This is a genomic window from Achromobacter sp. FW305-C-13, from assembly GCF_058783475.1.
Genome location: NZ_JBYSYN010000004.1, coordinates 803,215 through 824,030 on the forward strand (window position 1 = coordinate 803,215; position 20,816 = coordinate 824,030).

The 20,816-nt window shown below is 64.9% G+C and carries 21 protein-coding genes; 8 read left to right on the plus strand and 13 right to left on the minus strand.

Features of this window, described 5'->3' with window-relative positions; genetic code table 11:
* Window positions 1–88: 88 nt before the first annotated feature.
* On the plus strand, window positions 89–931 hold the full coding sequence (locus tag AC3WMU_RS27315; RefSeq protein ID WP_006227729.1) for an IclR family transcriptional regulator: 843 nt from the start codon (window positions 89–91) through the stop codon (window positions 929–931).
* 138 nt (window positions 932–1,069) lie between these two features.
* Here the strand turns inward: AC3WMU_RS27315 and AC3WMU_RS27320 are convergent, their stop codons facing one another.
* Both AC3WMU_RS27320 and AC3WMU_RS27325 read right to left on the minus strand, forming a co-directional pair.
* Window positions 1,070–2,233, minus strand: a complete 1,164-nt coding sequence (locus tag AC3WMU_RS27320; protein WP_280027097.1) for an alpha-hydroxy acid oxidase — start codon at window positions 2,231–2,233, stop codon at window positions 1,070–1,072.
* 206 nt (window positions 2,234–2,439) lie between these two features.
* Window positions 2,440–3,336: a phytanoyl-CoA dioxygenase family protein gene (locus tag AC3WMU_RS27325; protein WP_088589877.1), complete on the minus strand. Its 897-nt coding sequence runs from the start codon at window positions 3,334–3,336 to the stop codon at window positions 2,440–2,442.
* Window positions 3,337–3,497: 161 nt separating this feature from the next.
* Between AC3WMU_RS27325 and AC3WMU_RS27330 the strand changes: the two genes are divergently transcribed.
* Window positions 3,498–3,794, plus strand: a complete 297-nt coding sequence (locus AC3WMU_RS27330; RefSeq protein WP_006227726.1) for an acylphosphatase — start codon at window positions 3,498–3,500, stop codon at window positions 3,792–3,794.
* A 72-nt stretch (window positions 3,795–3,866) separates the two neighbouring features.
* Here the strand turns inward: AC3WMU_RS27330 and AC3WMU_RS27335 are convergent, their stop codons facing one another.
* The 6 genes from AC3WMU_RS27335 to AC3WMU_RS27360 form a co-directional block, all read right to left on the minus strand.
* The gene (locus AC3WMU_RS27335; protein ID WP_035214204.1) at window positions 3,867–4,772 is read right to left on the minus strand and encodes an EamA family transporter; all 906 of its coding nucleotides are present in this window, start codon (window positions 4,770–4,772) and stop codon (window positions 3,867–3,869) included.
* A 41-nt stretch (window positions 4,773–4,813) separates the two neighbouring features.
* Window positions 4,814–5,872 (minus strand): threonine aldolase family protein, encoded by a 1,059-nt coding sequence (locus AC3WMU_RS27340; protein WP_280027094.1) that lies wholly within the window; start codon window positions 5,870–5,872, stop codon window positions 4,814–4,816.
* 5 nt (window positions 5,873–5,877) lie between these two features.
* Window positions 5,878–6,612 carry an amino acid ABC transporter ATP-binding protein gene (locus AC3WMU_RS27345; RefSeq protein ID WP_006227723.1) on the minus strand — a complete coding sequence of 245 codons (735 nt, stop codon included), beginning with the start codon at window positions 6,610–6,612 and terminating at the stop codon, window positions 5,878–5,880.
* Between the two features lie 66 nt (window positions 6,613–6,678).
* Window positions 6,679–7,368, minus strand: coding sequence for an amino acid ABC transporter permease (locus AC3WMU_RS27350; protein ID WP_006227722.1), 690 nt, complete (start codon window positions 7,366–7,368; stop codon window positions 6,679–6,681).
* A 9-nt stretch (window positions 7,369–7,377) separates the two neighbouring features.
* The gene (locus AC3WMU_RS27355) at window positions 7,378–8,127 is read right to left on the minus strand and encodes an amino acid ABC transporter permease (RefSeq protein ID WP_454675924.1); all 750 of its coding nucleotides are present in this window, start codon (window positions 8,125–8,127) and stop codon (window positions 7,378–7,380) included.
* Between the two features lie 83 nt (window positions 8,128–8,210).
* Window positions 8,211–9,122, minus strand: coding sequence for an amino acid ABC transporter substrate-binding protein (locus AC3WMU_RS27360; RefSeq protein WP_006227720.1), 912 nt, complete (start codon window positions 9,120–9,122; stop codon window positions 8,211–8,213).
* Window positions 9,123–9,293: 171 nt separating this feature from the next.
* On the opposite strand from AC3WMU_RS27360, the gene AC3WMU_RS27365 reads away from it, so the two are divergent.
* Window positions 9,294–10,226 (plus strand): LysR substrate-binding domain-containing protein, encoded by a 933-nt coding sequence (locus AC3WMU_RS27365; RefSeq protein WP_052017959.1) that lies wholly within the window; start codon window positions 9,294–9,296, stop codon window positions 10,224–10,226.
* Between the two features lie 24 nt (window positions 10,227–10,250).
* On the opposite strand, the gene AC3WMU_RS27370 is transcribed toward AC3WMU_RS27365, so the two are convergent.
* Window positions 10,251–10,919 carry a flavin reductase family protein gene (locus AC3WMU_RS27370; RefSeq protein ID WP_006227718.1) on the minus strand — a complete coding sequence of 223 codons (669 nt, stop codon included), beginning with the start codon at window positions 10,917–10,919 and terminating at the stop codon, window positions 10,251–10,253.
* An 18-nt stretch (window positions 10,920–10,937) separates the two neighbouring features.
* Window positions 10,938–11,426, minus strand: a complete 489-nt coding sequence (locus AC3WMU_RS27375) for a VOC family protein (RefSeq protein ID WP_492283246.1) — start codon at window positions 11,424–11,426, stop codon at window positions 10,938–10,940.
* 163 nt (window positions 11,427–11,589) lie between these two features.
* Here AC3WMU_RS27375 and AC3WMU_RS27380 point away from each other — a divergent pair, with 163 nt between their 5' ends.
* Window positions 11,590–12,495 carry a LysR family transcriptional regulator gene (locus tag AC3WMU_RS27380; protein WP_035214206.1) on the plus strand — a complete coding sequence of 302 codons (906 nt, stop codon included), beginning with the start codon at window positions 11,590–11,592 and terminating at the stop codon, window positions 12,493–12,495.
* 80 nt (window positions 12,496–12,575) lie between these two features.
* On the opposite strand, the gene gyrB is transcribed toward AC3WMU_RS27380, so the two are convergent.
* The 3 genes from gyrB to dnaA all read right to left on the minus strand — a co-directional run bounded on the left by gyrB (window position 12,576) and on the right by dnaA (window position 17,682).
* On the minus strand, window positions 12,576–15,023 hold the full coding sequence (gyrB, locus tag AC3WMU_RS27385) for a DNA topoisomerase (ATP-hydrolyzing) subunit B (protein ID WP_006227715.1): 2,448 nt from the start codon (window positions 15,021–15,023) through the stop codon (window positions 12,576–12,578).
* A gap of 95 nt (window positions 15,024–15,118) precedes the next feature.
* Entirely contained in the window at window positions 15,119–16,228 is a 1,110-nt protein-coding gene (dnaN, locus tag AC3WMU_RS27390; RefSeq protein ID WP_006227714.1) for a DNA polymerase III subunit beta, read from the minus strand.
* A gap of 2 nt (window positions 16,229–16,230) precedes the next feature.
* The gene (dnaA, locus tag AC3WMU_RS27395; protein WP_006227713.1) at window positions 16,231–17,682 is read right to left on the minus strand and encodes a chromosomal replication initiator protein DnaA; all 1,452 of its coding nucleotides are present in this window, start codon (window positions 17,680–17,682) and stop codon (window positions 16,231–16,233) included.
* Between the two features lie 404 nt (window positions 17,683–18,086).
* On the opposite strand from dnaA, the gene rpmH reads away from it, so the two are divergent.
* The 4 genes from rpmH (at window position 18,087) to yidC (ending at window position 20,704) form a co-directional block, all read left to right on the plus strand.
* Window positions 18,087–18,221, plus strand: coding sequence for a 50S ribosomal protein L34 (gene rpmH, locus AC3WMU_RS27400; RefSeq protein ID WP_006228069.1), 135 nt, complete (start codon window positions 18,087–18,089; stop codon window positions 18,219–18,221).
* Window positions 18,222–18,332: 111 nt separating this feature from the next.
* Window positions 18,333–18,704, plus strand: coding sequence for a ribonuclease P protein component (locus AC3WMU_RS27405; RefSeq protein ID WP_088589884.1), 372 nt, complete (start codon window positions 18,333–18,335; stop codon window positions 18,702–18,704).
* Window positions 18,704–18,976 carry a membrane protein insertion efficiency factor YidD gene (gene yidD / locus AC3WMU_RS27410; RefSeq protein WP_081534447.1) on the plus strand — a complete coding sequence of 91 codons (273 nt, stop codon included), beginning with the start codon at window positions 18,704–18,706 and terminating at the stop codon, window positions 18,974–18,976. Before AC3WMU_RS27405 ends, yidD begins: the two co-directional genes overlap by 1 nt.
* A gap of 48 nt (window positions 18,977–19,024) precedes the next feature.
* Window positions 19,025–20,704 (plus strand): membrane protein insertase YidC, encoded by a 1,680-nt coding sequence (gene yidC / locus AC3WMU_RS27415; RefSeq protein ID WP_006228066.1) that lies wholly within the window; start codon window positions 19,025–19,027, stop codon window positions 20,702–20,704.
* Window positions 20,705–20,816 lie beyond the last annotated feature (112 nt).

The window sequence follows — 20,816 nt, forward strand, 5'->3', positions numbered from 1 at the left end:
AAGAATCGAATTTTTTATCTAACAATTCCATTCAATCGAATTTCTTGATAAAAACATGGCTAGTAATTTTGATTATCGGAACCCAAGAATGAAGAAATCAGAAACCAGCGACGATTCCGCCGGCCAGGGCGTCTTGCAGCGGGCCTTTGCCGTCTTGCGCGTGCTGGCCGACGCCAAAGGGGAAAAGCTGCGCCTGACCGACATCGCCGCCCGCACCGGCCAGGCGCAGGCAACGGTGCATCGCGTGCTGCAGGGGTTGATGCAGGAAGGCGTGGTGGAGCAGCCCGCCCAAAGCAAGGGTTACCAGCTCAGCGTGGCGTTCTTCTCGCTGGCGGCAGCTGCCGGCACGCACCAGTCCAGCCTGCGCTCGCTGTACCGGCCTGCCTTGCTGCGCTTGTCGGGCATGCTGAACGACACGATCTTCCTGTTGGTGCGCAGCGGTTTCGACGCGGTCTGCGTGGACCGCGTCGACGGCGCCTTCCCGGTGCGCTCGCACACGGGCGACATCGGTGGTCGCGTGCCGCTGGGCATGGGTCAGGGCGGCCTGGTACTGCTGGCCGGCCTGCCCGAAGCCGAACGCGAAGAGGTCATCCGCTTCAACATCCCTCGGCTGCACCACCTGGGTTTCGTGGACGAGATCTCGATGCGCGTGCGCATCCGCGAATGCCTGGAGCTTCGATACGCGCGCAGCCAAGGGCAGGGCGTGTTCCCCAACATCGCCGGGCTGGCGGTGCCGGTCTACGACGCCAATGGCGTGACCGTGGCGGCGCTGAGCGTGGCCGCGCCCATCGAACGCATCAATGACGAGCGCCTGCCGCTGATCGTGGAAATGCTGCGCCGCGAGGCCGATGCCATCGGCGCGCAGATCAACCCGTTCGACCCGGCGCTACGGCGCCCGAGCCAGTTCCTGGGTGCGGGAAACGCCGGGTGAGGGGGGGTCGCGAAGGCGCCGACGCTGACCGGTAGGATGGGTGAAGCGCGAGACTCTTTAAGCAAGAATATCGCTGCCCCCCACGCGTAACCCATCAAGCGGAATCCGGAATCCGGCACGCCGCGCGCAGGCCCCGGTTCAGGTCGGATACGTGCCCGGCAACAGGATGCTGCGGTCGCCCGGTGCAATATTGCGGCGGCCGCACAGCGCCATCGTCGTATCCATTTCCTTGTACAGCAGCTCCAACACGCGGGTCACGCCCGCCTGGCCGTAAGCGCCCAGGCCGTACAGGAAGGCGCGGCCGATCATCGCGCCGCGCGCACCCAGCGCCACGGCCTTCAGGATGTCCTGGCCGGAACGGATGCCGCCATCCATCCAGACTTCGATCTTCGAGCCCACCGCGTCGGCAATCGACGGCAGCGCCGCAATCGACGACATCGCGCCGTCCAGCTGGCGCCCGCCGTGGTTGCTGACGATCAGCGCGTCGGCGCCGCTATTGGCGGCCATCTGCGCATCTTCCACATCCAGGATGCCCTTGATGATCAGCTTGCCACCCCAGCGCTGCTTGATCCATTCCACGTCGTCCCAGCTCAGGCGCGGGTCGAATTGTTCGGCCGTCCACGCCGACAGCGACGACAGGTCGCTCACGCCCTTGGCATGGCCCACGATGTTGCCGAAGGTGCGGCGCTTGGTGCCAAGCATGCCCATGCACCAGCGCGGCTTGGTCGCCAGGTTGATCAGGTTGCGCAGCGTGGGCTTGGGCGGCGTCGACAGGCCGTTCTTGATGTCCTTGTGGCGCTGGCCCAGGATCTGCAGGTCCAGCGTCAGCACCAGCGCGGTGCAGCCTGCGGCCTTGGCGCGGTCGATCAGGTTGGCCACGAATTCGCGGTCGCGCATCACATAGAGCTGGAACCAGAACGGCTTTTTGGTGGCTTCGGCCACGTCTTCCAACGAGCAGATGCTCATCGTGGACAAGGTGAACGGCACGCCGAAATCGGCGGCGGCCTTGGCCGCCAGGATCTCCCCGTCCGCATGCTGCATGCCGGTCAGGCCGGTGGGCGAAATCGCCAGCGGCATCACGACGTCATGGCCCACCAGGGTGGTGCGCAGCGACCGGCCTTCCATATTCACCGCCACGCGCTGGCGCAGCTTGATCTTCTGGAAGTCGCTTTCATTGGCGCGGTACGTGCCTTCGGTCCAGGCGCCGGAATCGGCGTAGTCGTAGAACATGCGCGGCACGCGCTTTTGCGCAATGGCGCGCAAATCTTCGATGCAGGTGATCGTAGAAAGGTTAGCGGTCATGGGAGGTCTGAGGAGTGATAGAGGTGCGCCAGCTGCGTTTCGTTTTTCTAGAGTCTGGTGCCGCCGGCTGCGGCGGCTTCGCCACTGCGCAGGGGCGGCAACGCCCCGCGGCGCCGCCCAGTATACGCGCCGAGGCCGGCAAGCGTCGCTTGCCGGCCTCGTTCGCCCCCCTCGGACCGGAGCTCTGCGGCCCCTGTCCACCCAAGCTATCTCGGCCAGACCTTGCTGACCGCCCGGATCGTCGCCCACGCCACCCAACGCGGGCTGGTCAGCCGCGCGCCCGGCAGGCGCCGCATCACGTCCACGGCCAGCCCGCCGCGCTTATGCCATTGCTTCTTGCGGGTCTGGCTGTCGGTCCAGCGGCCTTCCAGCCACGGGAATTCGCGCCGTCCCGGCTTGTAGACGGGCGGGGTGTTGTAGATGAGGATGTACGCCAGCCGCGGCGACGGCGAGGTATTCGGACCGGTGAAGTGCAGCGTGCGGGCGTCGTGCACGGTGATGCCGCCGGGGTCCAGCGGTTCCGCCACGGCCTGGTCGCGCGCAAAGTCGCCGCAGCACTCCAGCGGATGCAGCGTCTTGTCGCCGCCGGGCGAACGGTGCTCCAGCACGTCCCATTTGTTCGAGCCCGGGATGAACTGCATGCACCCGTTCTCGATGGTGGCCGGCTGCAGGGCCAGCCAGATGCTCAGTTCGTTGTAGATGAAATCGGGCGACCGGAACGCCTCGTCCTGGTGCCAGGGCGTTTCCGGGCCGTGGGGGCCGGGCTTGAGCAGCGCGTGTTCGCCGTACAGCGCGGCGTCCTCGCCCAGCAGCTGGCGCGCCAGGTCCAGCGTGCGTTCGTGATAGGCCGTCTTCAGCAGACCAGGGGCATAATGGCGCGGATCGTGCAGGCTGGGAAACTTGGCCGGCTTGGACGGATCGTCCCGGCTGACGAAGTCGTACTGCGCCCCCTCGTTGTATCCGGTCTTGTTCGCAAACAGGTCCAGCAGTGTCCGGCGGATGTACCCGACCTCGTCTTGCGGGCACATGTCCTTCAGGGCCAGGTAGCCCTGGTCCCTGTAACGCGCTGTCTCTGCTTCCGACAACAAACTGGTCTCTTCCATAATGGCTTCTCCAAGCTCTGGTAGCGGGTGTTCCCGTTGGCACGTTTTGACATGAGCTCTAACGTATCGCTTCGATGCCCACCGGGCCTATAGACCATCTGCCGTAGCCACAACCGCCTACGTTCATTGCGTCGGCGGCGCATCATCCGAAGGAAATATCCATGCAAGACCCTCGATCCGACACCCATATCGAAACCGTCCTCGTCACCGTCAGCGGCACGGTGCAAGGCGTGGGCTACCGCCACGCGACCGTACGCCGCGCCCACATGTTGGGTGTGACGGGATGGGTACAGAATCTGCTGGACGGCACGGTCGAAGCCCTGGTGCAGGGCTCGCCCGACCAGGTGGACCACATGCTGGAATGGTTGCGGCGCGGCCCGCCGGGCGCTTCCGTGCAGGAAATCACGACGCGCCGGGAGTACACCGACAAGCGTTACATCCGTTTCGAGCAGGTGTAAGCCCAGCAGCAAACGCCTATCGCCGCCTAGGAGCGATGGCGTAATCCGATCAGCCGAGGGCCAACCGGAAGGTCAGCGGGTGCGCATCCAGCGCCCGCCCACCTGATTGATGACCAGGCCGGCCAGCACGCAGCCCGCCCCGACCCATTGCAGCGGCTGCAGCCGTTCGCCAAAGGCCATGGACGCCGCCCACAGGCCCACCACCGGCACCAGCAGGGAAAACGGGGCGATCTTGGCGGCCGGATGGCGTGTCAGCAACTGCGTCCACAAGGTGTAGGCCACCAGCGTCGCCAGCACCGCCAGGTACAGCACGGACAGAGCCTCGCCCCAGCCCATGCCTGTCACCATGCCCACTACGGGGTCCCAGCCGTCGATCAGCACGGCCAGCCCCAGGAAGGGCAGCACCGGCGCGGCGCTGCTCCAGGCTATGAAAGCGAAGGGGTCGTAGCCGGGCGCCTTGCGGCTGGCCAGGCGCACGATCAGGTTGGAGACCGCCCACATGAACGCGCCGCCCAGCGTCAGCGCAAAGCCCAGCATCGTCATCTGGCCGGGGCCTTCGCCGCGGCCGCCGGCAATCACCGCCAGCCCCACCGCGGCAACACCCAGTCCGATCCAATGATGGCGGCGGGCGCGTTCGCCCAACACGGGCGCGGCCAGCAGCAAGGTGAAGAACGCCTGGGTCTGGATGACCAGCGAGGCCATCCCTGCGGGCATGCCGAATTTCAGCGCGGTGAACAACAGGCCGAATTGCCCCAGCCCCTGCACCAGCCCATAGGCCGCGATCCAGTGCCACGGCAGCTGCGGCCGGCGCACGAAGAGGATCAGGGGGAAGGCCGCCAGCGCAAACCGCAGCGCGCCGAGCATCATGGGGGACAAGCCCCGCATGCCGACCTTCATGACAACAAAATTCAGCCCCCAGATGACCACGACCGCCAATGCGCAGAAATAGTCTTTTCGGGTTAGGTGAGTCGTGGACATCCCTGCATTATCGCATCGCCGGCCCCCTCGGCGGCCCGATCTCAGTGCTTTTTCAACACCGCCGCAAAGGCCTGCACGGCGACGTCGATGTCCTCGTCGTCGATGTGGCGGTGGGTCACGCAGCGCAGGCGCGTACGGCCCCATGGCCGGGTCAGCAGGCCTTGCGCCTGCAGCGCGGCGACCCATTCGGCGTTCGTCATGCCGGTACCGGCGGTCTCGACCTGCACGATGTTGGTCTGCGGCACGGTGGCCGACAGCGCAGGCGCCAGGCCGTTGATGCCGTCGCTCAGCCGGCGGGCACGGGCATGGTCCTCGACCAGCCGTTCGGTCATCGACTGCACGCCTTCAAGCCCGGCCGCCGCCATGATGCCCGACTGGCGCTGCGTGCCGCCCAGCATGCGGCGCAAGGTGCGGGCGCGCGACATCACCGCCTTGCTGCCCGCCAGCACCGCGCCCACGGGCGCGCTCAGCCCCTTGGACAGGCACAGCGACACCGTGTCGGCGTACTGCGTGATCTCGGCCGCCGGCACGCCCAGCGCCACGGCGGCATTGAAGAGGCGCGCGCCGTCCAGGTGCACCGGGATGCCGGCGGCATTCGCCATGCCGTACACGGCCTGCATGTGGTCCAGCGGCAGCACGGCGCCCCCGGCGTTGTTGTGCGAGGTCTCCATCGCCACCAGCGAGGTCTTCAGCCGGTGGCCGCCGGACAGCAACGCGTCGTCCAGCCGGTTCAGGTCCATGGCGCCGTCGGTGCCGGACACGCCCTGGTAGAACAGGCCCGTGAAGGTGGCGGCGCCGCGCTCGGACGTGTACATGTGGGCGGACGACTCCAGCACGACCTGCTCGTTGCGCTGCGTCTGCGCCAGCACGGCCAACAGGTTGGCCATGGTGCAGCTGGGCACGAACAGGCCGGCTTCCTTGCCCAGGCGGGCCGCCACATGCGCTTCCAGCGCACGCACGGAGGGGTCGCCGTCCAGGCCGTCATCGCCGATCGGCGCGGTGCGCATGCGTTCGTACATGGCCGCGGTGGGGTGGGTGACCGTATCGCTGCGCAGGTCGACAGGGGCGCTGGGAAGGTCGGCGGGGGTCCGCTGGGTCATGGCTTTCAGTGCTGCAGAATTTTGGAAAGAAACTGGCGCGTGCGCGGGGCACGCTCCTCCACATTGCCGAAGAACGCGTCTTTCACGCAGTCTTCGACGATCTTGCCGCCGTCCATGAAAATCACACGGTCGGCGACGCGGCGGGCGAATCCCATTTCATGGGTCACCACCATCATCGTCATGCCTTCGCTGGCCAGGTCGGTCATCACGTCCAGCACCTCGTTGACCATCTCGGGGTCAAGCGCCGAGGTCGGCTCGTCAAACAGCATCACCACCGGGTCCATCGACAGCGCGCGCGCGATCGCCACGCGTTGCTGCTGGCCGCCCGACAGTTCGCCGGGGTGCTTGTCCTTGTGCGCCGACAGGCCTACGCGCTCAAGCAGCGACAGCGCCCGCACGCGGGCCTCGTCCTTGCTCCGGCGCAGCACCTTGACCTGGCCCAGGCACAGGTTCTCGGTCACCGACAGGTGCGGGAACAGTTCGAAGTGCTGGAACACCATGCCCGCCACCGACCGCAGCTTGGGCAGGTTGGTGCGGGGATCGCCCACGGAAATGCCGTTGACCACGATGTCGCCCTTCTGGAAGGGCTCCAGCGCGTTCACGGTCTTGATCAGGGTCGACTTGCCGGAGCCCGACGGCCCGCAGACCACCACGACCTCGCCTTTGCCGACCTTCGTCGTGCATTCATCCAGCACCTGGAAGGTGCCGTACCACTTGCTGACCTGGTTGATCTCGATCATCGGAGGCGTCGAAGAGAGTTGCATCGTAGAACCTGTGGATAACGGGTAGGAGCGGGGCCGGGGCGCTTAGCGCAACACCCGGGTGCGCTTTTCCAGCAGCTTGACCAGACGGGATGCCGTGAAGCAGATCACGAAATACACCACCGCCACGAAGAGATAAAGTTCCACCAGCCGGCCGTCGCGCTGGCCGATCTTGGAGGCCGCCCCCAGGAAGTCCGTCAACGACAGCACGTAGACCAGCGACGTGTCCTGGAACAGGATGATCACGCGCGTCAGCAGCGCCGGCACCATGTTGCGGAAGGCCTGCGGCAGCACCACGTAGCGCATGCCCTGCCAGGGCGACAGGCCGATCGCCATGCTGGCCGACACCTGGCCACGCGCAATCGACTGGATGCCCGCGCGCATGATTTCGCAGAAGTACGCGGCCTCGAACATGGTGAACGTGATCACCGCCGAATTGAACGCCCCCACGCGCAACGGCGTGGGCGACCCGACCACCCAGGCGGCGATGTACGGCACCAGGAAGTAGAACCAGAAGATCACCAGCAACAGCGGGATCGACCGCATCACGTTCACGTAGATGCCTGCCGGCACAGACAGGATCTTGAAGCGCGACAACCGCATCATGGCCAGCAGCGTGCCCAGCGCCAGCCCCATCACCGCGGCCAGCACGGTCAATGTCAGGGTGAACGTCATGCCCGTCTGGAACAGATAGGGCAGGGCGGTCCAGATCACATCGAAATCGAATTTACCCATGGCGATCCCCTAGCGACTCTTGCCGGCCGAACCGATCAGCCCGGGAACCGCGACATGGCGTTCAAGCAGGCGCATGCCCAGCACGACAATGCCGTTGATGATCAGGTAGATCACCGTCGCGGCGGAGAACGCCTCGAAGATGTGGAAGCTGAATTCCTGCATGGAGCGCGCCTGGCCGGTCAGCTCCAGCAAGCCGATGGTCAGCGCCACCGACGAATACTTGATGGTGCCCATGAACTCCGACGTCAAGGGCGGCAGCACAATGCGGAACGCCTCGGGCAGGATGATGTAGCGGTACACCTGCACCTCGGTCAGCCCCAGCGCGGTGCCCGCCTGGAACTGGCCGCGCGGCAACGACTGGATGCCCGCACGCAATTGTTCGGCGACCCGCGCCGACCCGTAGAAACCCAGGCACAGCACCGCGGGCACGAACTGCCCCCAGGGCTGCGGCATCTGCTTCATCGCCAGGCCCCACGCATGCGGCAGCAATTCGGGCAGCACGAAATACCAGAGAAACATCTGCACCAGCAGCGGCACGTTGCGGAAGATCTCCACGTACGTCGCGCCCACCACGTTCATCAGCCGGGACTGCGCCGTGCGCATCACGCCCAGCCAAGATCCCAGCAGCAGCGAAAAGACCCACGCCGTCAGCGCCAGCGCCAGCGTCCAGCCCACGCCGATCAGGATCGTTTCCAGGAAGGTATGCACGCCGTCAGGCGACATCTCCAGGAAAACGCTCCAACTCCAGTTGTAATTCATGCCTGTGCCCTAGATCGGCGCCGGCCGCGGCGCCTTGCCCCAAACCGCCGCGGGACGCGCCTGGCGTCCCGCGGACAACCTGCTTACTCGTATGCCTTGGGGTCGCCCGAATCCGTCGGGTTGGCCAGCGCACGCTTCAAGGCGTCGCTCATCGGATACTTCAGGTTGATCTGCTTGGGCGGGATCGGCGAATTGAAGTACTTGTCATAGATCGCGGCGACTTTGCCGGTCTTGATCAGGTCCAGCACGGCGTCGTCCACCACCTTCTTGAAGGCGGGGTCGTCCTTGGGCTCCATGATGCCGTAGGGCGCCATTTCCAGGCCCTTCTTGCCGATCACGAACGCGTCCGGGTTCTTCGACGAGGCCACGGCGCCGTAGGCGATGCCGTCATCGTTGGCCGAACCCGCGGCGCGGCCCGATTCCACCATCAGGATGGTCTCGGCGGTATCCTTCGTGGGCGCCATGGTGATGCCCAGGTTGCCCTTGGCGTTCAGGCCGGAAATCAGGCGGAAGGTCTGGCCGCCAGCCTGGGCCGCGATGGTCTTGCCGCGGAACGATTCCAGGTTGTTGGGATCCACGCCGCCGTCCTTGCGCGCCACCAGCACCACCTGTGCCACGAAGGTCGTGGGCGCGAACGACACCAGCTTGTGGCGGTCCAGGTTATTGGTGGTGTTGCCGCATTCCAGGTCGATGGTGCCGTTGGCCAGCAGCGGGATACGCGTGGCCGAGGTCGTCGGGTTGTAGCGCACGTCCAGCTTGGGCAGCTTCAGCGCGGTTTTCACGTACTGGGCGATTTCCTGGCAGATCTCCACCGTGTAGCCGACCGGCTTCTGGTTACCGTCGAGGTAGGCGAAGGGGACCGAGGTTTCAGGATGGCCGATGGTGATCACGCCGGTTTCCCGGATCTTGTCCAGGCGGCTGGGGCCCTCGGCGTGAACGGTGGCGGCGCTGCCCAGCAGGGCGGCGGCGACGGAGATCGCGGCAAATGCTTTCATCTGATTCCCTTGGCGCCGTGCGTGCGGCGCGTGTTTGTATTCACGATCGGCGGCGCCAGACTGTTTGGCGGCCGCCGCGTCCCGCGATGAGCCCCGCGGCTGGCAAAAAGTATCAACTAGCAGTATGGTTTTATCCAGTTCCAATCAGGTATTCCTCTATACGGATTTGATATGGCCATTCCACGGATGGGCTTAAGACACATCGAGGCCTTCCGAGCCGTCATGATGACCGGCTCGATGACGGCCGCCGCGCGGCGCGTGCATACCTCGCAGCCGCACGTTAGCCGCTTAATAGCGCAATTGGAAGCGATCACCCAGTTTCCCTTGTTCGACCGCAACGGCAGCCGCCTGAGCCCCACGCAGGACGGATCGCGCTTCTTCCAGGAGGTCGAAAAGACCTTCATCGGCCTGGCCGGCCTGGAGTCGGCGGCGGCCAGCATCCGCTCGTTCAGCGCCAGCCGGCTGAGCGTGGCCGCCATGCCGCGGCTGGCCGGCGGCATCCTCGCGCGCATCGTCGCGGCCTTCAAGACGGAATACCCGGACGTGATGGTCTCCATCCATTCCGGCAACGCCAGCGCGGTGCACAACTGGATCAGTTCGGGCTTCTGCGACACGGGGCTGGCCATGCTGTCGGGCGACAGCCCCGGCATCCAGGTCGAGCCGGTGCTCACGATGAGCTGCGTGGCGGTCCTGCCGAAAGGGCACCGGCTGACCAAGCTGAAAAAACTGAAGCCCGCCGACTTCGCGGGCGAGCCCTTCATCTCGTTTCCCAGCGCCACCCCGCTGCGCGAGAAGATCGACGCCGTCTTCAAGGCCGCCAAGGTGGAACGGCAGACGGTGGCCGAGGCCGGGCTGGGTTCGTCGGTGTGCGCGCTGGTGGGCGCCGGGCTGGGCGTGGCCCTGATCAACCCGCTGGCCGCCCGCGAGGAGTACGAGGCCAACGGCGTCGAGGTCCGGCCTTTCAGCCCGTCGGTGCCGGTCACGGTGGCGCTGCTGTATCCGCCGTATCACACCCGCACGCGGCTGGTCAGCGTGTTCTCGCGTTACGCCCATCAACTGATGAACGAAGAAATGGCCGACCTGAAGACGCGGCCGGCACGCTGACGGGACCGGCGCGCGCCGCCTTTCTTATATCAGCGACTGCTCCAGATAGCGGTCCGCTTCGCCGGACTGCTTCAGCGCCTCCCACTGGGCCAGGCTCAGTTGCGGCATCTGGAAGGCGGGCTGCGGGCGGCTGTACCAGCCCGGGTTGTGCAGGCGGGCCAGCAGGTCCATCTTCGGGCCGTCCAGGTACAGGTGTTCCCGGTCCGCCACCAGGTCATCCTGCACGTGCATGGCCACCACGTCGGCCACGACAAGGCTGCGCCCGTCGATGCGCAGCAATTCATGCACCCGGCACTCGAACGCCACGGGCGACTGCATCACCCGTGGCACGCCGATGCGCTCGGATGGCGACAGCACCAGGCCCGCTTCCACCGATTCGTCCACGCCGGCCGGGAAATCCACCGCCGTGACGTTCATCCGGGCCGCCAGCCGTACCGACACCAGGTTGACGGTGAACTCGCCGCGCTCGGCGATGTTGCGGGCAGTGTCCTTGGGCGCGCCGTCGCGCATCCCGATGCCCACGCAGATCAGCGGCGGGTCACCCGACATCAGGTTGAAGAACGAGAAGGGCGCGACGTTCGTCGCCCCCCGTGCGTCGCGCGACACGATCCAGGCGATGGGGCGCGGCACGATCGCCGCGGTCAGCAGCTTGTAGCGGGCCGGGCCCGCCAGCGCATTCAAATCGATGAACATGGCTTGTCCCCGGCCGCCTCAGTCTTGCCCGGCCGATTGGGTCGGCGCCGCACCGGCCGCCGCCTTCTGGTCGGCGAACAGGCGGTCGCTACGCTTGCAGCGGCAGCGGCCGATCTGGTGCAGTTCGATCAGGTTGCCCACCGGGTCGCGCAGGAACAGCTGCATCAGCTCGGGCGCCGCCACGTTGTCCAGCTTCCAGTAGTCCACGCCCTGCCGCTGCAGCTCGGCTTCGGCCTCGGCGATATCGCGCACCGCCAGCGCCACGTGGTTTTCCACCGGGTCGCAGCCGGGCCCTTGGGAATAGGGCGAGGGGCCGTCGCTGCCCAGCAGATGGATCTGGCAATCGTTGCCCAGGTCCAGGAAGTACCCCGCGATGCCCGGGATTTCCCAGCGGCCCTTATCCGTGTCCAGGCCCAGCACGTCTCCATAGAACGCGCCCATGGCCGCCACCTTGCCCAGCGGCATGCGCACCGCGTGATGATGCAGCTCCAGTACGTCCAGCGCCATTTGTCTCTCCTTGGTTTGTCCGGCTGGCGCCCATGCACCGCCAGGTGCGCCATGGTGGCGTCCGCTCCCGTCACGGGGAATGCCGGCACAGGCAATCCACGATTGCGTTTTGCGCAACCCTGGGCGCGCCGCCGTACCGCGCGTGCACGCTATGCTTGGCGGCATGAATACGCCAGACCTCAACCTGCTGCTGACCCTGGACGTCTTGATCCAGGAAGGCAGCGTCGCCGGCGCCGCGCGCCGGCTCAACCTGAGCACGCCGGCCATGAGCCGCACCCTGGCCCGCATCCGCGAAGCGGTGGGAGATCCGGTGCTGGTACGGTCAGGCCGGGGCCTGGCGCCCACGCCGCGCGCGCTTGAACTGCGCGACCAGGTGCGCAGCGTGGTCGAACAGGCGCAAACCGTGTTCTCCGCCTTCAGCCAGGACGTCAACCTGGGCACGTTGACGCGCGTCTTCACCTTGCGCGCCAATGACGTGTTCGTGGGAGCCTTCGGCGGCCGCCTGCGGGAGCACCTGCGCCGTTACGCGCCGCACAGCGTGTTGCGCTTCCTTTCCGAAGCTGAAGACGACAGCGACGCGTTGAGCGGCGACGCCGACCTCTACATTGGTTCGTCCCAGAAGTTCGGCGCGGACATCAAGGTGCAGACGCTCTTCACCACATCGTTCTGCGGCCTGGCGCGCGCCGAGCACGCCATCTTCAAAGGCGCCATCACCCCGCAGCGCCTGACGGCCTACGACCACATCAGCGTGTCGCGCCGCGGCCGGGCGCAAGGGCCCATCGACCTGGCGCTGGCCGATCTGAGCCTGACCCGCCGCGTCGCGCTGATCACCCCCACCTTCCACGCCGCCATCTTCGCCCTGGCCGATTCCGACCTGATCCTGCCGTCCATGCCGCAGCATCTGATGCCGGGGATTGAACGGCTGGGATTGGCACTGCGCAGCTTTCCCGTGCCGTTGCCGACGCCGCCCGTGCGGGTCGTGCAGGCCTGGCCGCCGCGCCTGGACAGCGACCCGGCGCACCGGTGGTTGCGGCAGACCATCAAGCAGGTGTGCGACGTGGCGATGTAGCGCCCGGCAATACGCCTAGAACAGAAAAAACAAAGGCCAGCCCGTCAAGGCTGGCCTTCGCTACGACACAGCGGCCGCGATCAAGCGTCGATATTGCCCGCCGACAGCGCGTTCCTTTCGATGAAGGCGCGGCGCGGTTCCACGTCGTCGCCCATCAGCGTCGTGAAGACCTCGTCGGCCGCGATGGCGTCTTCGATCTGCACGCGCAACAGACGGCGCACCTTCGGGTCCATCGTGGTTTCCCACAGCTGTTCCGGGTTCATTTCACCCAGACCCTTGTAGCGCTGCTTCGAGATGCTGCGGTCGGCTTCGCTGCGCAGCCACTGCATGGCTTCGCGGAAGTCGGACACAGTCTGTTCCTTGCGCTTGTCGCCTTCGCCGCGGGCGGCCAGCGACCGCGAACCGACCTTGCCCAGGAAGCTCTTGGCAGCCTTGGACAGGATGCCGTAGTCCGAACCGTTGACGAAGTCGGCGTCGATGATGCTGACGCGCACGTTGCCGTGGTGCATGCGCTGCACCGACAAACGATGGCGCTCGGTGGCTTCATCAAACTGCGGCACCACTTCCACGCCGTTGCCGCTGACCGGATCACGCATGGCGTCAGCCAGGCGCTTGGCGGAATCGGCGGTGGACTCGGCCGTTTCCAGATTGATCTCAACGCCTTCGGCCATGGCCGACAGGGCGCCCACGTCGAACACCTTCGCCAAACGCGCGATGACGCCGTCGGCGGCCACGTACTGGCTGGCCAGATCGGTAAGCTCTTCACCGCGGATGATGTTGCCGCCCGAGATGATCTCGGCATCCTTCAGCGCCAGTTGCAGCATGAACTGCGCTTCTTCCTGGTCGTCCTTCAGATAGCGTTCTTCGCGGCCAACCTTCACCTTGTACAGCGGCGGTTGCGCGATATACACGTAGCCGCGCTGCACCAGCTCAGGCATCTGGCGGTACAGCAGCGTCAGCAGCAGGGTGCGGATGTGCGCGCCGTCCACGTCCGCGTCAGTCATGATGATCAGGCGGTGGTAGCGCAGCTTGTCCACGTTGAAATCGGGGCCGATGCTCGTGCCCAGCGCCGTGATCAGCGTGGCGATCTGTTCGCTGGCGATCAGGCGGTCAAAACGGGCCTTCTCCACGTTCAGCACCTTGCCGCGCAGCGGCAGGATGGCCTGGAACTTGCGGTCACGGCCTTGCTTGGCCGAGCCGCCTGCGGAGTCACCCTCGACGATGTACAGCTCGCACAGCGCCGGATCCTTTTCCTGGCAGTCAGCCAGCTTGCCGGGCAGGCCAGCGCCTTCCAGCACGCTCTTGCGGCGCGTCATCTCGCGCGCCTTGCGGGCGGCTTCGCGGGCACGGGCGGCTTCGACGATCTTGTTGCACAGCGCCTTGGCGTCGTTCGGGTTCTCAAGCAGCCAGGTTTCCAGCGTGCGGGCCACGGCTTCTTCAACAGCCGGACGCACTTCGCTGGAGACCAGCTTGTCCTTGGTCTGGCTGCTGAACTTGGGCTCGGGCACCTTCACCGACAGCACGCAGGCCAGGCCTTCGCGCATGTCGTCGCCGGACGTCTCGACCTTGGCTTTCTTGGCCAGTTCGTTGTCGGCGATGTACTTGTTCAGGATGCGGGTCATGGCCGCGCGCAGGCCGGTCAAGTGCGAACCGCCGTCGCGCTGCGGGATGTTGTTGGTGAAGCACAGCACGCTTTCGCTGTAGCTGTCGTTCCACTGCATCGCCACTTCAACGCCCACCGACACGCCGCCGGCGGCGGACTCGGTGGTGACCGAAAACACGTTCGGGTGCAGCACGGTCTTGGTGCGGTTGATGTATTCGACGAAGCCCTTCACGCCGCCCGAGAACGCGAAGTTCTCTTCCTTGCCCTGGCGCTGGTCAACCAGGCGGATCTTCACGCCGTTGTTCAGGAACGAGAGCTCGCGCAAGCGCTTGGAGAGGATCTCGTAGTGGTATTCGATGTTGTTGAAGATGATCGGGTCGGCCAGGAAGCGCACTTCCGTGCCGCGCATGTCCGTCGTGCCCGTCACCGCCAGGGGCGCAACACGCGCGCCTTGGCGGAATTCCATCTGGTGGACCTGGCCGTTGCGGCGGATGGTCAGGCGCAGCCATTCAGACAGCGCGTTCACGCAGGACACGCCCACGCCGTGCAGGCCGCCAGACACCTTGTACGAGTTCTGGTCGAACTTGCCGCCGGCGTGCAGTTCGGTCATGACGATTTCCGCCGCGCTGCGGTGGAATTCGTCTTCCTTGTGGATATCGGTCGGGATGCCGCGGCCGTTATCCGTGACCGAGATCGAGTTGTCGGTATGGATCGTGACGACGATATCGTCGCAATGGCCGGCCAGGGCTTCGTCGATGGCGTTATCCACGACTTCGAACACCATGTGGTGCAAGCCGGTGCCGTCGGACGTGTCGCCGATGTACATGCCGGGGCGCTTGCGCACGGCCTCCAGCCCCTTGAGCATCTTGATCGAGTCAGCGCCGTAGCCGCTGTTCTCGGGAGTGGTGTTCTGCTGATCTGACATGTCTGTATCGATAACGCTTTAAAGAACGGCCTGGCGGCCGGACCGCCCGCAGGCCTAGGCCCGCAAGCGGCACAAACCCACAAATGGGGCGCGGATCAGATCCGCATGGGCATGACGACGTACTTGAACTGGTCGTCTTCGGGCAAGGTGATGAGCGCCGACGCGTTCGCATCGGGCATGACCGACCACTGGATGTTGTCGACCTTCACGTTGGCCAGCACGTCGAGCAGGTAGCCCACGTTGAAGCCCACGTCCAGGGCTTCATGGCCGTAATCGATGTCGATTTCTTCCTGCGCCTCTTCCTGCTCGGCGTTGGAGGACGAGATCTTCATCTGGTTCTGCGCCAGTTGCAGGCGCACGCCCTTGAACTTGTCGGTGGTCAGGATGGCGGCGCGCTGCAGGCTGCCCTGGAGCGCTTCGCGGCCCACCATGAAGTGGCGCGTGTAGTTCGTGGGAATCACACGCGTGAAATCGGGGAACTTGCCTTCAACCAGCTTGGACACCAGTTCCACGTCGCCGAAACGGAAACGGATCTGGCCCGGCGCCACATCGATGGAGACCACCTCGTCGGAGTCTTCCAGCAGGCGCTGCATTTCCAGCACGGTCTTGCGCGGCACGATCACTTCGTGGCGTTCGGCAATGCCGTCGGCCTCGGTCGAGCAATGCGCCAGGCGGTGGCCATCGGTGGCGACGGCGCGCACACGACCCGGTTCAAACACCAGCAGCATGCCGTTCAGGTAATAGCGGATGTCCTGTTGCGCCATGGCGAAGTGCACCATGTTGAACAGGTGGCGCAGCGTGCGTTGCGGCATGGTGAGCGAGACGTCCCACTGCTCGGGCTGAGCGACGGTGGGGAACTCGCTGGCGGCCAGCGTCTGCAACGCGAAGCGGCTCTTGGCCGACTGCACCGACAGCTTGTTGCTGGCCAGCGCCAGGCGCACGTCGCCGGTGTCCGGCAACGCCTTCAGGATGTCCAGCAGCTTGCGCGCCGCGACCGTGGTGGACTCGTTGTCCTGGCCCACGCCGAAGTCGGCGTGCGTGGTGATCTGTACTTCGAGGTCGGTCGCAATGAAAGCAACTTTGTTGCCTTCCTTGCGCATCAGGATGTTCGCCAGGATGGGCAGGGTATGGCGTCTTTCGACGATGCCCGCCACGGTCGACAGCGGTTTCAGCAATGCATCGCGTGTGGTTTGTACGAGTTGCATGTTCATCCTTTTAGAGTTTGTTCCAACACGTGCAGGGTATGGTTGAGCTCCGCTTGCTTTGCGCGGGCGTCGGAAATTTTGCGGACGGCGTGCAGGACGGTGGTGTGATCACGGCCACCGAACAGATCGCCGATTTCCGGCAGGCTTTTCTGGGTCAGCTCCTTGGCCAGGTACATCGCAACCTGGCGCGGCAACGCGATATTGGCGGGCCGGCGTTTCGAGTACATGTCGGCGACCTTGATCTTGTAGAAATCCGCAACCGTCTTCTGGATGTTTTCCACAGTGATCTGGCCGTTGGACACGGACAGCAGGTCCTTCAGGGCTTCCTTGCAGACATCCACCGTCAGCACGTCGCGGCCGTGGAAGCGGGCGTAGGCCAGGACCTTGCGCAGCGCGCCTTCCAGTTCGCGCACGTTGCTGCGCAGATGCTTGGCGATGAAGAAGGCCACTTCCTCGGGCATGGGCACGCCTTCGGATTCCGCCTTGCGCAGCAGAATCGCCACGCGCATCTCCAGCTCCGGCGGCTCGATCGCCACCGTCAGGCCGGAATCAAAGCGCGAGATCAGGCGGCTGTCGATGCCCGACAGTTCCTTCGGATACGTATCGCTGGTGATGATGATCTGCTTGCGCTGGGCCACCATCGCTTCGAACGCGTAGAAGAACTCTTCCTGCGTGCGGTTCTTGCCGGAGAAGAACTGGATATCGTCGATCAGCAGCAGATCCAGCGAATGGTAATAGCGCTTGAAGTCGTCGAACGCCTTGCGCTGGTACGCCTTCACCACGTCGGAGACGTATTGGTCGGCATGCACATAGCGCACGCGCACCCCGGTGCCCGCCGCGACCATGGCGTTGCCGATGGCGTGGATCAAGTGGGTCTTGCCCAGGCCCACGCCGCCGTACAGGAACAGCGGGTTGTACGAGGTGCCCGGGTTCTCGGCCACCTGCAGCGCGGCGGCGCGCGCCAGCTGGTTGGCCTTACCCGTCACGAAGTTCTCGAACGTCAGGTCCGTGTTCAGCCGCGAGCGCTCGTACACGATGTTGGCCGCGTCGGCCGTCACCGCCTGCGCCGCCACGGTCGTGGCGGGAGGGGCGGCCGGTGCCGCGGCCTGCATGGGCGGCGCGCCGCCTGAGGGCTGAGCAGCGGACAGGTGCGTTTGTTCCGGCGGCTGCGCACGCACGGGAGCGACCGGCATACGCGGCGCGGCTCCGTGGGACGGCAACTCGAACAAGACCTGTACCGGTCGCTTGAACCACTCCGCGGCCAACGCTTCGATCTGGTGGGAAAAGTTCTTACGCACCCAATCCAGCTTGAAGCGGTTGGGCGCGGCAACGCGCAGCACCGCCTGCGTTTCGTCGTACGCAAGCGGGACCAGCGGTCGTATCCACGCGCTGATTTGTTGGGGGGGGAGTTCCTGCTCAAGACGACTGACGCAGGTCTGCCAGAATTCTTTCATGTCGCTCTTATTCAAACCTCGATTCTACCTTGCCTGAGCACGGGTTATCCACAGGGTAGGACATAAGCGTCTACACTGCCCAGGCTTAACTGTTTGACAAGACAGGGAAAACTTGCTGAAATGGTGGGCTTTTCCGAATTCTGTCTGTCAGAAGGTTTCACAGAGAGCTTAGCCGGAGTTGTGGCAAGTACCCTCCTTTCATAGGTCGGGGCGCTTTCCGCACTGTCCGGTTTTTAGCTTTGCTGAATAGGTCGCCTGGGAAGAAATTCCCAGTCCAGAGCCCCGTCTACGAGTTGTTTTTGCACCTGTTGCAAAAATGCTCACTAGATACCCGCTTCTGAATGCGCGACCTGGAACCCTCCGGGCAGGTCCCTTCTGACTTTTGTTCTTTTTGTGGATCGTCCATGAAACGTACCTACCAACCTTCCGTTACCCGCCGCAAGCGCACCCATGGCTTTCGCGTGCGCATGAAAACCCGCGCTGGCCGCGCCATCCTGAGCGCCCGTCGCGCCAAGGGCCGCAAGCGTCTGGCCGTCTAAGTCCGGGATTTCCGGTTTTTCCGGAAACCTGACTATTTGCACGGACCGGCCATATTGCAAGACCTCTCGCAATCTCGTTCCGGTTCCGCGCAAACGCCTGACCCGCAGTCCATGCCGCGCTCCACGCTTCCCCCGGAGGCGCGGCTGCATCGCCCCTCCGAGTTCGCCGCTGCCCTAAAAGGCCGGCGTCTTGCCCGAGGGGCGTTATTCATTGTGACTTCAGCTCCCAATGATCTGCCCCCCGGCCAGGATGCCTGTGCGCGCTTGGGACTCATCATTGCCAAGCGGTTCGCCGCCCACGCCAGTACGCGCAACGCCATCAAGCGGGTCATCCGCGAAGCGTTCCGCCACCGGCGCCTGGCGCTGCCCGCCAAGGATTACGTCGTGCGCCTGCATAGCAAGGTCGCTCCCACCACGCTCACCTCGCTTAAACGCTTGGCTAGAGCCGAAGTGGATGCTCACTTTGAGCGGATCGCGCGATGATTTTCAAAGCACTGCTCATCGCCCCCATCCGGTTCTACAGGTTCTTCCTGAGTCCCTGGATAGGCAGGCAGTGCCGCTTCACCCCGACTTGCTCGGCGTACGCGATTGAAGCAATCGAACGCCACGGCGCCTGGCGCGGCTTCTGGCTGGGCGTCCGGCGCATTGGCCGATGCCATCCGTGGTCGCCCGGCGGCTGGGATCCGGTTCCACCGGCCCCGGGAACCAAAGGCACCCCGTGCTGCTCCCACAGCCACCGCACCGAGCACGATTGACGCTAAACTGGCGGGCTTTGCTGGCCCGTATTCACTTCAGTAGGCACCATGGATATCCGACGTACCGTCCTCTGGATGATTTTTTCCTTTTCGCTGTTGCTCCTTTGGAACAACTGGCAAATCCATAACGGCAAGCCGTCGCTGTTCGGGGGGCCCACGCCCGCGGCCAGCACGACGGATCCGCAGGCCGGCGCCAATAACGCCACGCCTTCGGTGCCCAGCGCGCCCGCAACCGCGGCCACCGCGCCGTCGGCGGTCCCTGGCGCCGCCACGCCCGCTGCCGCGCGCTCGGAAGAAGTCGTCATCACCACCGACGTGCTGCGCCTGACGTTCGACACGATGGGCGCCCAGCTGGTGCGCGCCGAACTGCTGAAGTACCCGGCAACCGGCCAGCCGGACAAGCCCACGGTTCTGCTGGATCGTTCGGCCGGCCTGAACTACGTCGTGCAGTCCGGGGTGGTCGGCGCGCCCAACGGCCAAAGTTTCCCCACGCACCAGACGCCTTTCCGCCTGGTGACGTCGGAGCGCCAGCTGACCGGCGACAACCTGGTCGTCTCGTTCGAAGGCGAATCGGGTGGCGTGAAGGTCACCAAGTCGTTCACCCTGCACAAGGGCCGCTACGACATCGACGTGCGCCACGACCTGGCCAACGTCGGTTCCGCCCCCGTGACGCCCGCGCTGTATCTGCAGCTTGAGCGCGACGGCAACGACCCGGCCGACACGTCCAGCTTCTATCACACGTTCACCGGCTTCGCCGTCTACTCCGAGCAGGACAAGTTCCAAAAGAGCACGTTCAGCGATATCGAGAAGAAGAAGGCCAACTACATCAAGCAGGCGGACAACGGGTGGATCGCCGTGGTGCAGCATTACTTCGCCACCGCCTGGGTGCCACCGCAAGGCAAGCCGCGCACGAACGAACTGCTGGAAGTGCAGAAGAACCTGTACGCCGCCCGCAGCATCGAAGCCGTCGGCGAAATCGCCCCCGGCGCCGCGTCACGCGTTGACTCGCACCTGTGGGTCGGTCCGCAAGACCAGAAGGCCATGGCGGCGCTCGCCCCTGGCCTGGAACTGGTGGTGGACTATGGCTGGCTGACCATCATCGCCAAGCCGCTGTTCACGCTGATGACCTGGCTGCATTCGCTCCTGGGCAACTGGGGCTGGACCATCGTTGCGCTGACCGTGCTGATCAAGGCCATCTTCTACCCGCTGGCCGCCGCGAGCTACCGCTCGATGGCCCGCATGAAGCAAGTGGCCCCGCGCCTGCAGGCCCTGAAGGAAAAGTACGGCGACGACAAGCAGAAGCTCAACGCCGCCATGATGGAGATGTACCGCACCGAAAAGATCAACCCGCTGGGCGGCTGCTTGCCGATGGTGGTACAGATCCCGGTGTTCATCTCGCTGTACTGGGTGCTGCTGGCCAGCGTGGAAATGCGCGGCGCGCCGTGGATCCTGTGGGTCCATGACCTGTCGATCCGCGACCCGTTCTTCATTCTGCCCGCCATCATGATGGCCACCATGTTCCTGCAGATCAAACTGAACCCGACGCCTCCGGACCCCATCCAGGCCAAGGTCATGATGATCATGCCGCTGGTGTTCGGTGGGATGATGTTCTTCTTCCCGGCCGGCCTGGTGCTGTACTGGTGCGTCAACAACACCTTGTCGATCGCCCAGCAGTGGTCCATCACCCGCGCCATGCAGCGCAAGACGGAAGCCTTGGCGAACCGCTGAGCCTAACGTTGCAAGTATGAAGAACCGGCCCTCAGGGGCCGGTTTTTTTACGCCCGCGGCAGCCGGCGCGCCTCGCATCCTGCTGCCGCATCGAGCGTTGATAATAGATAAA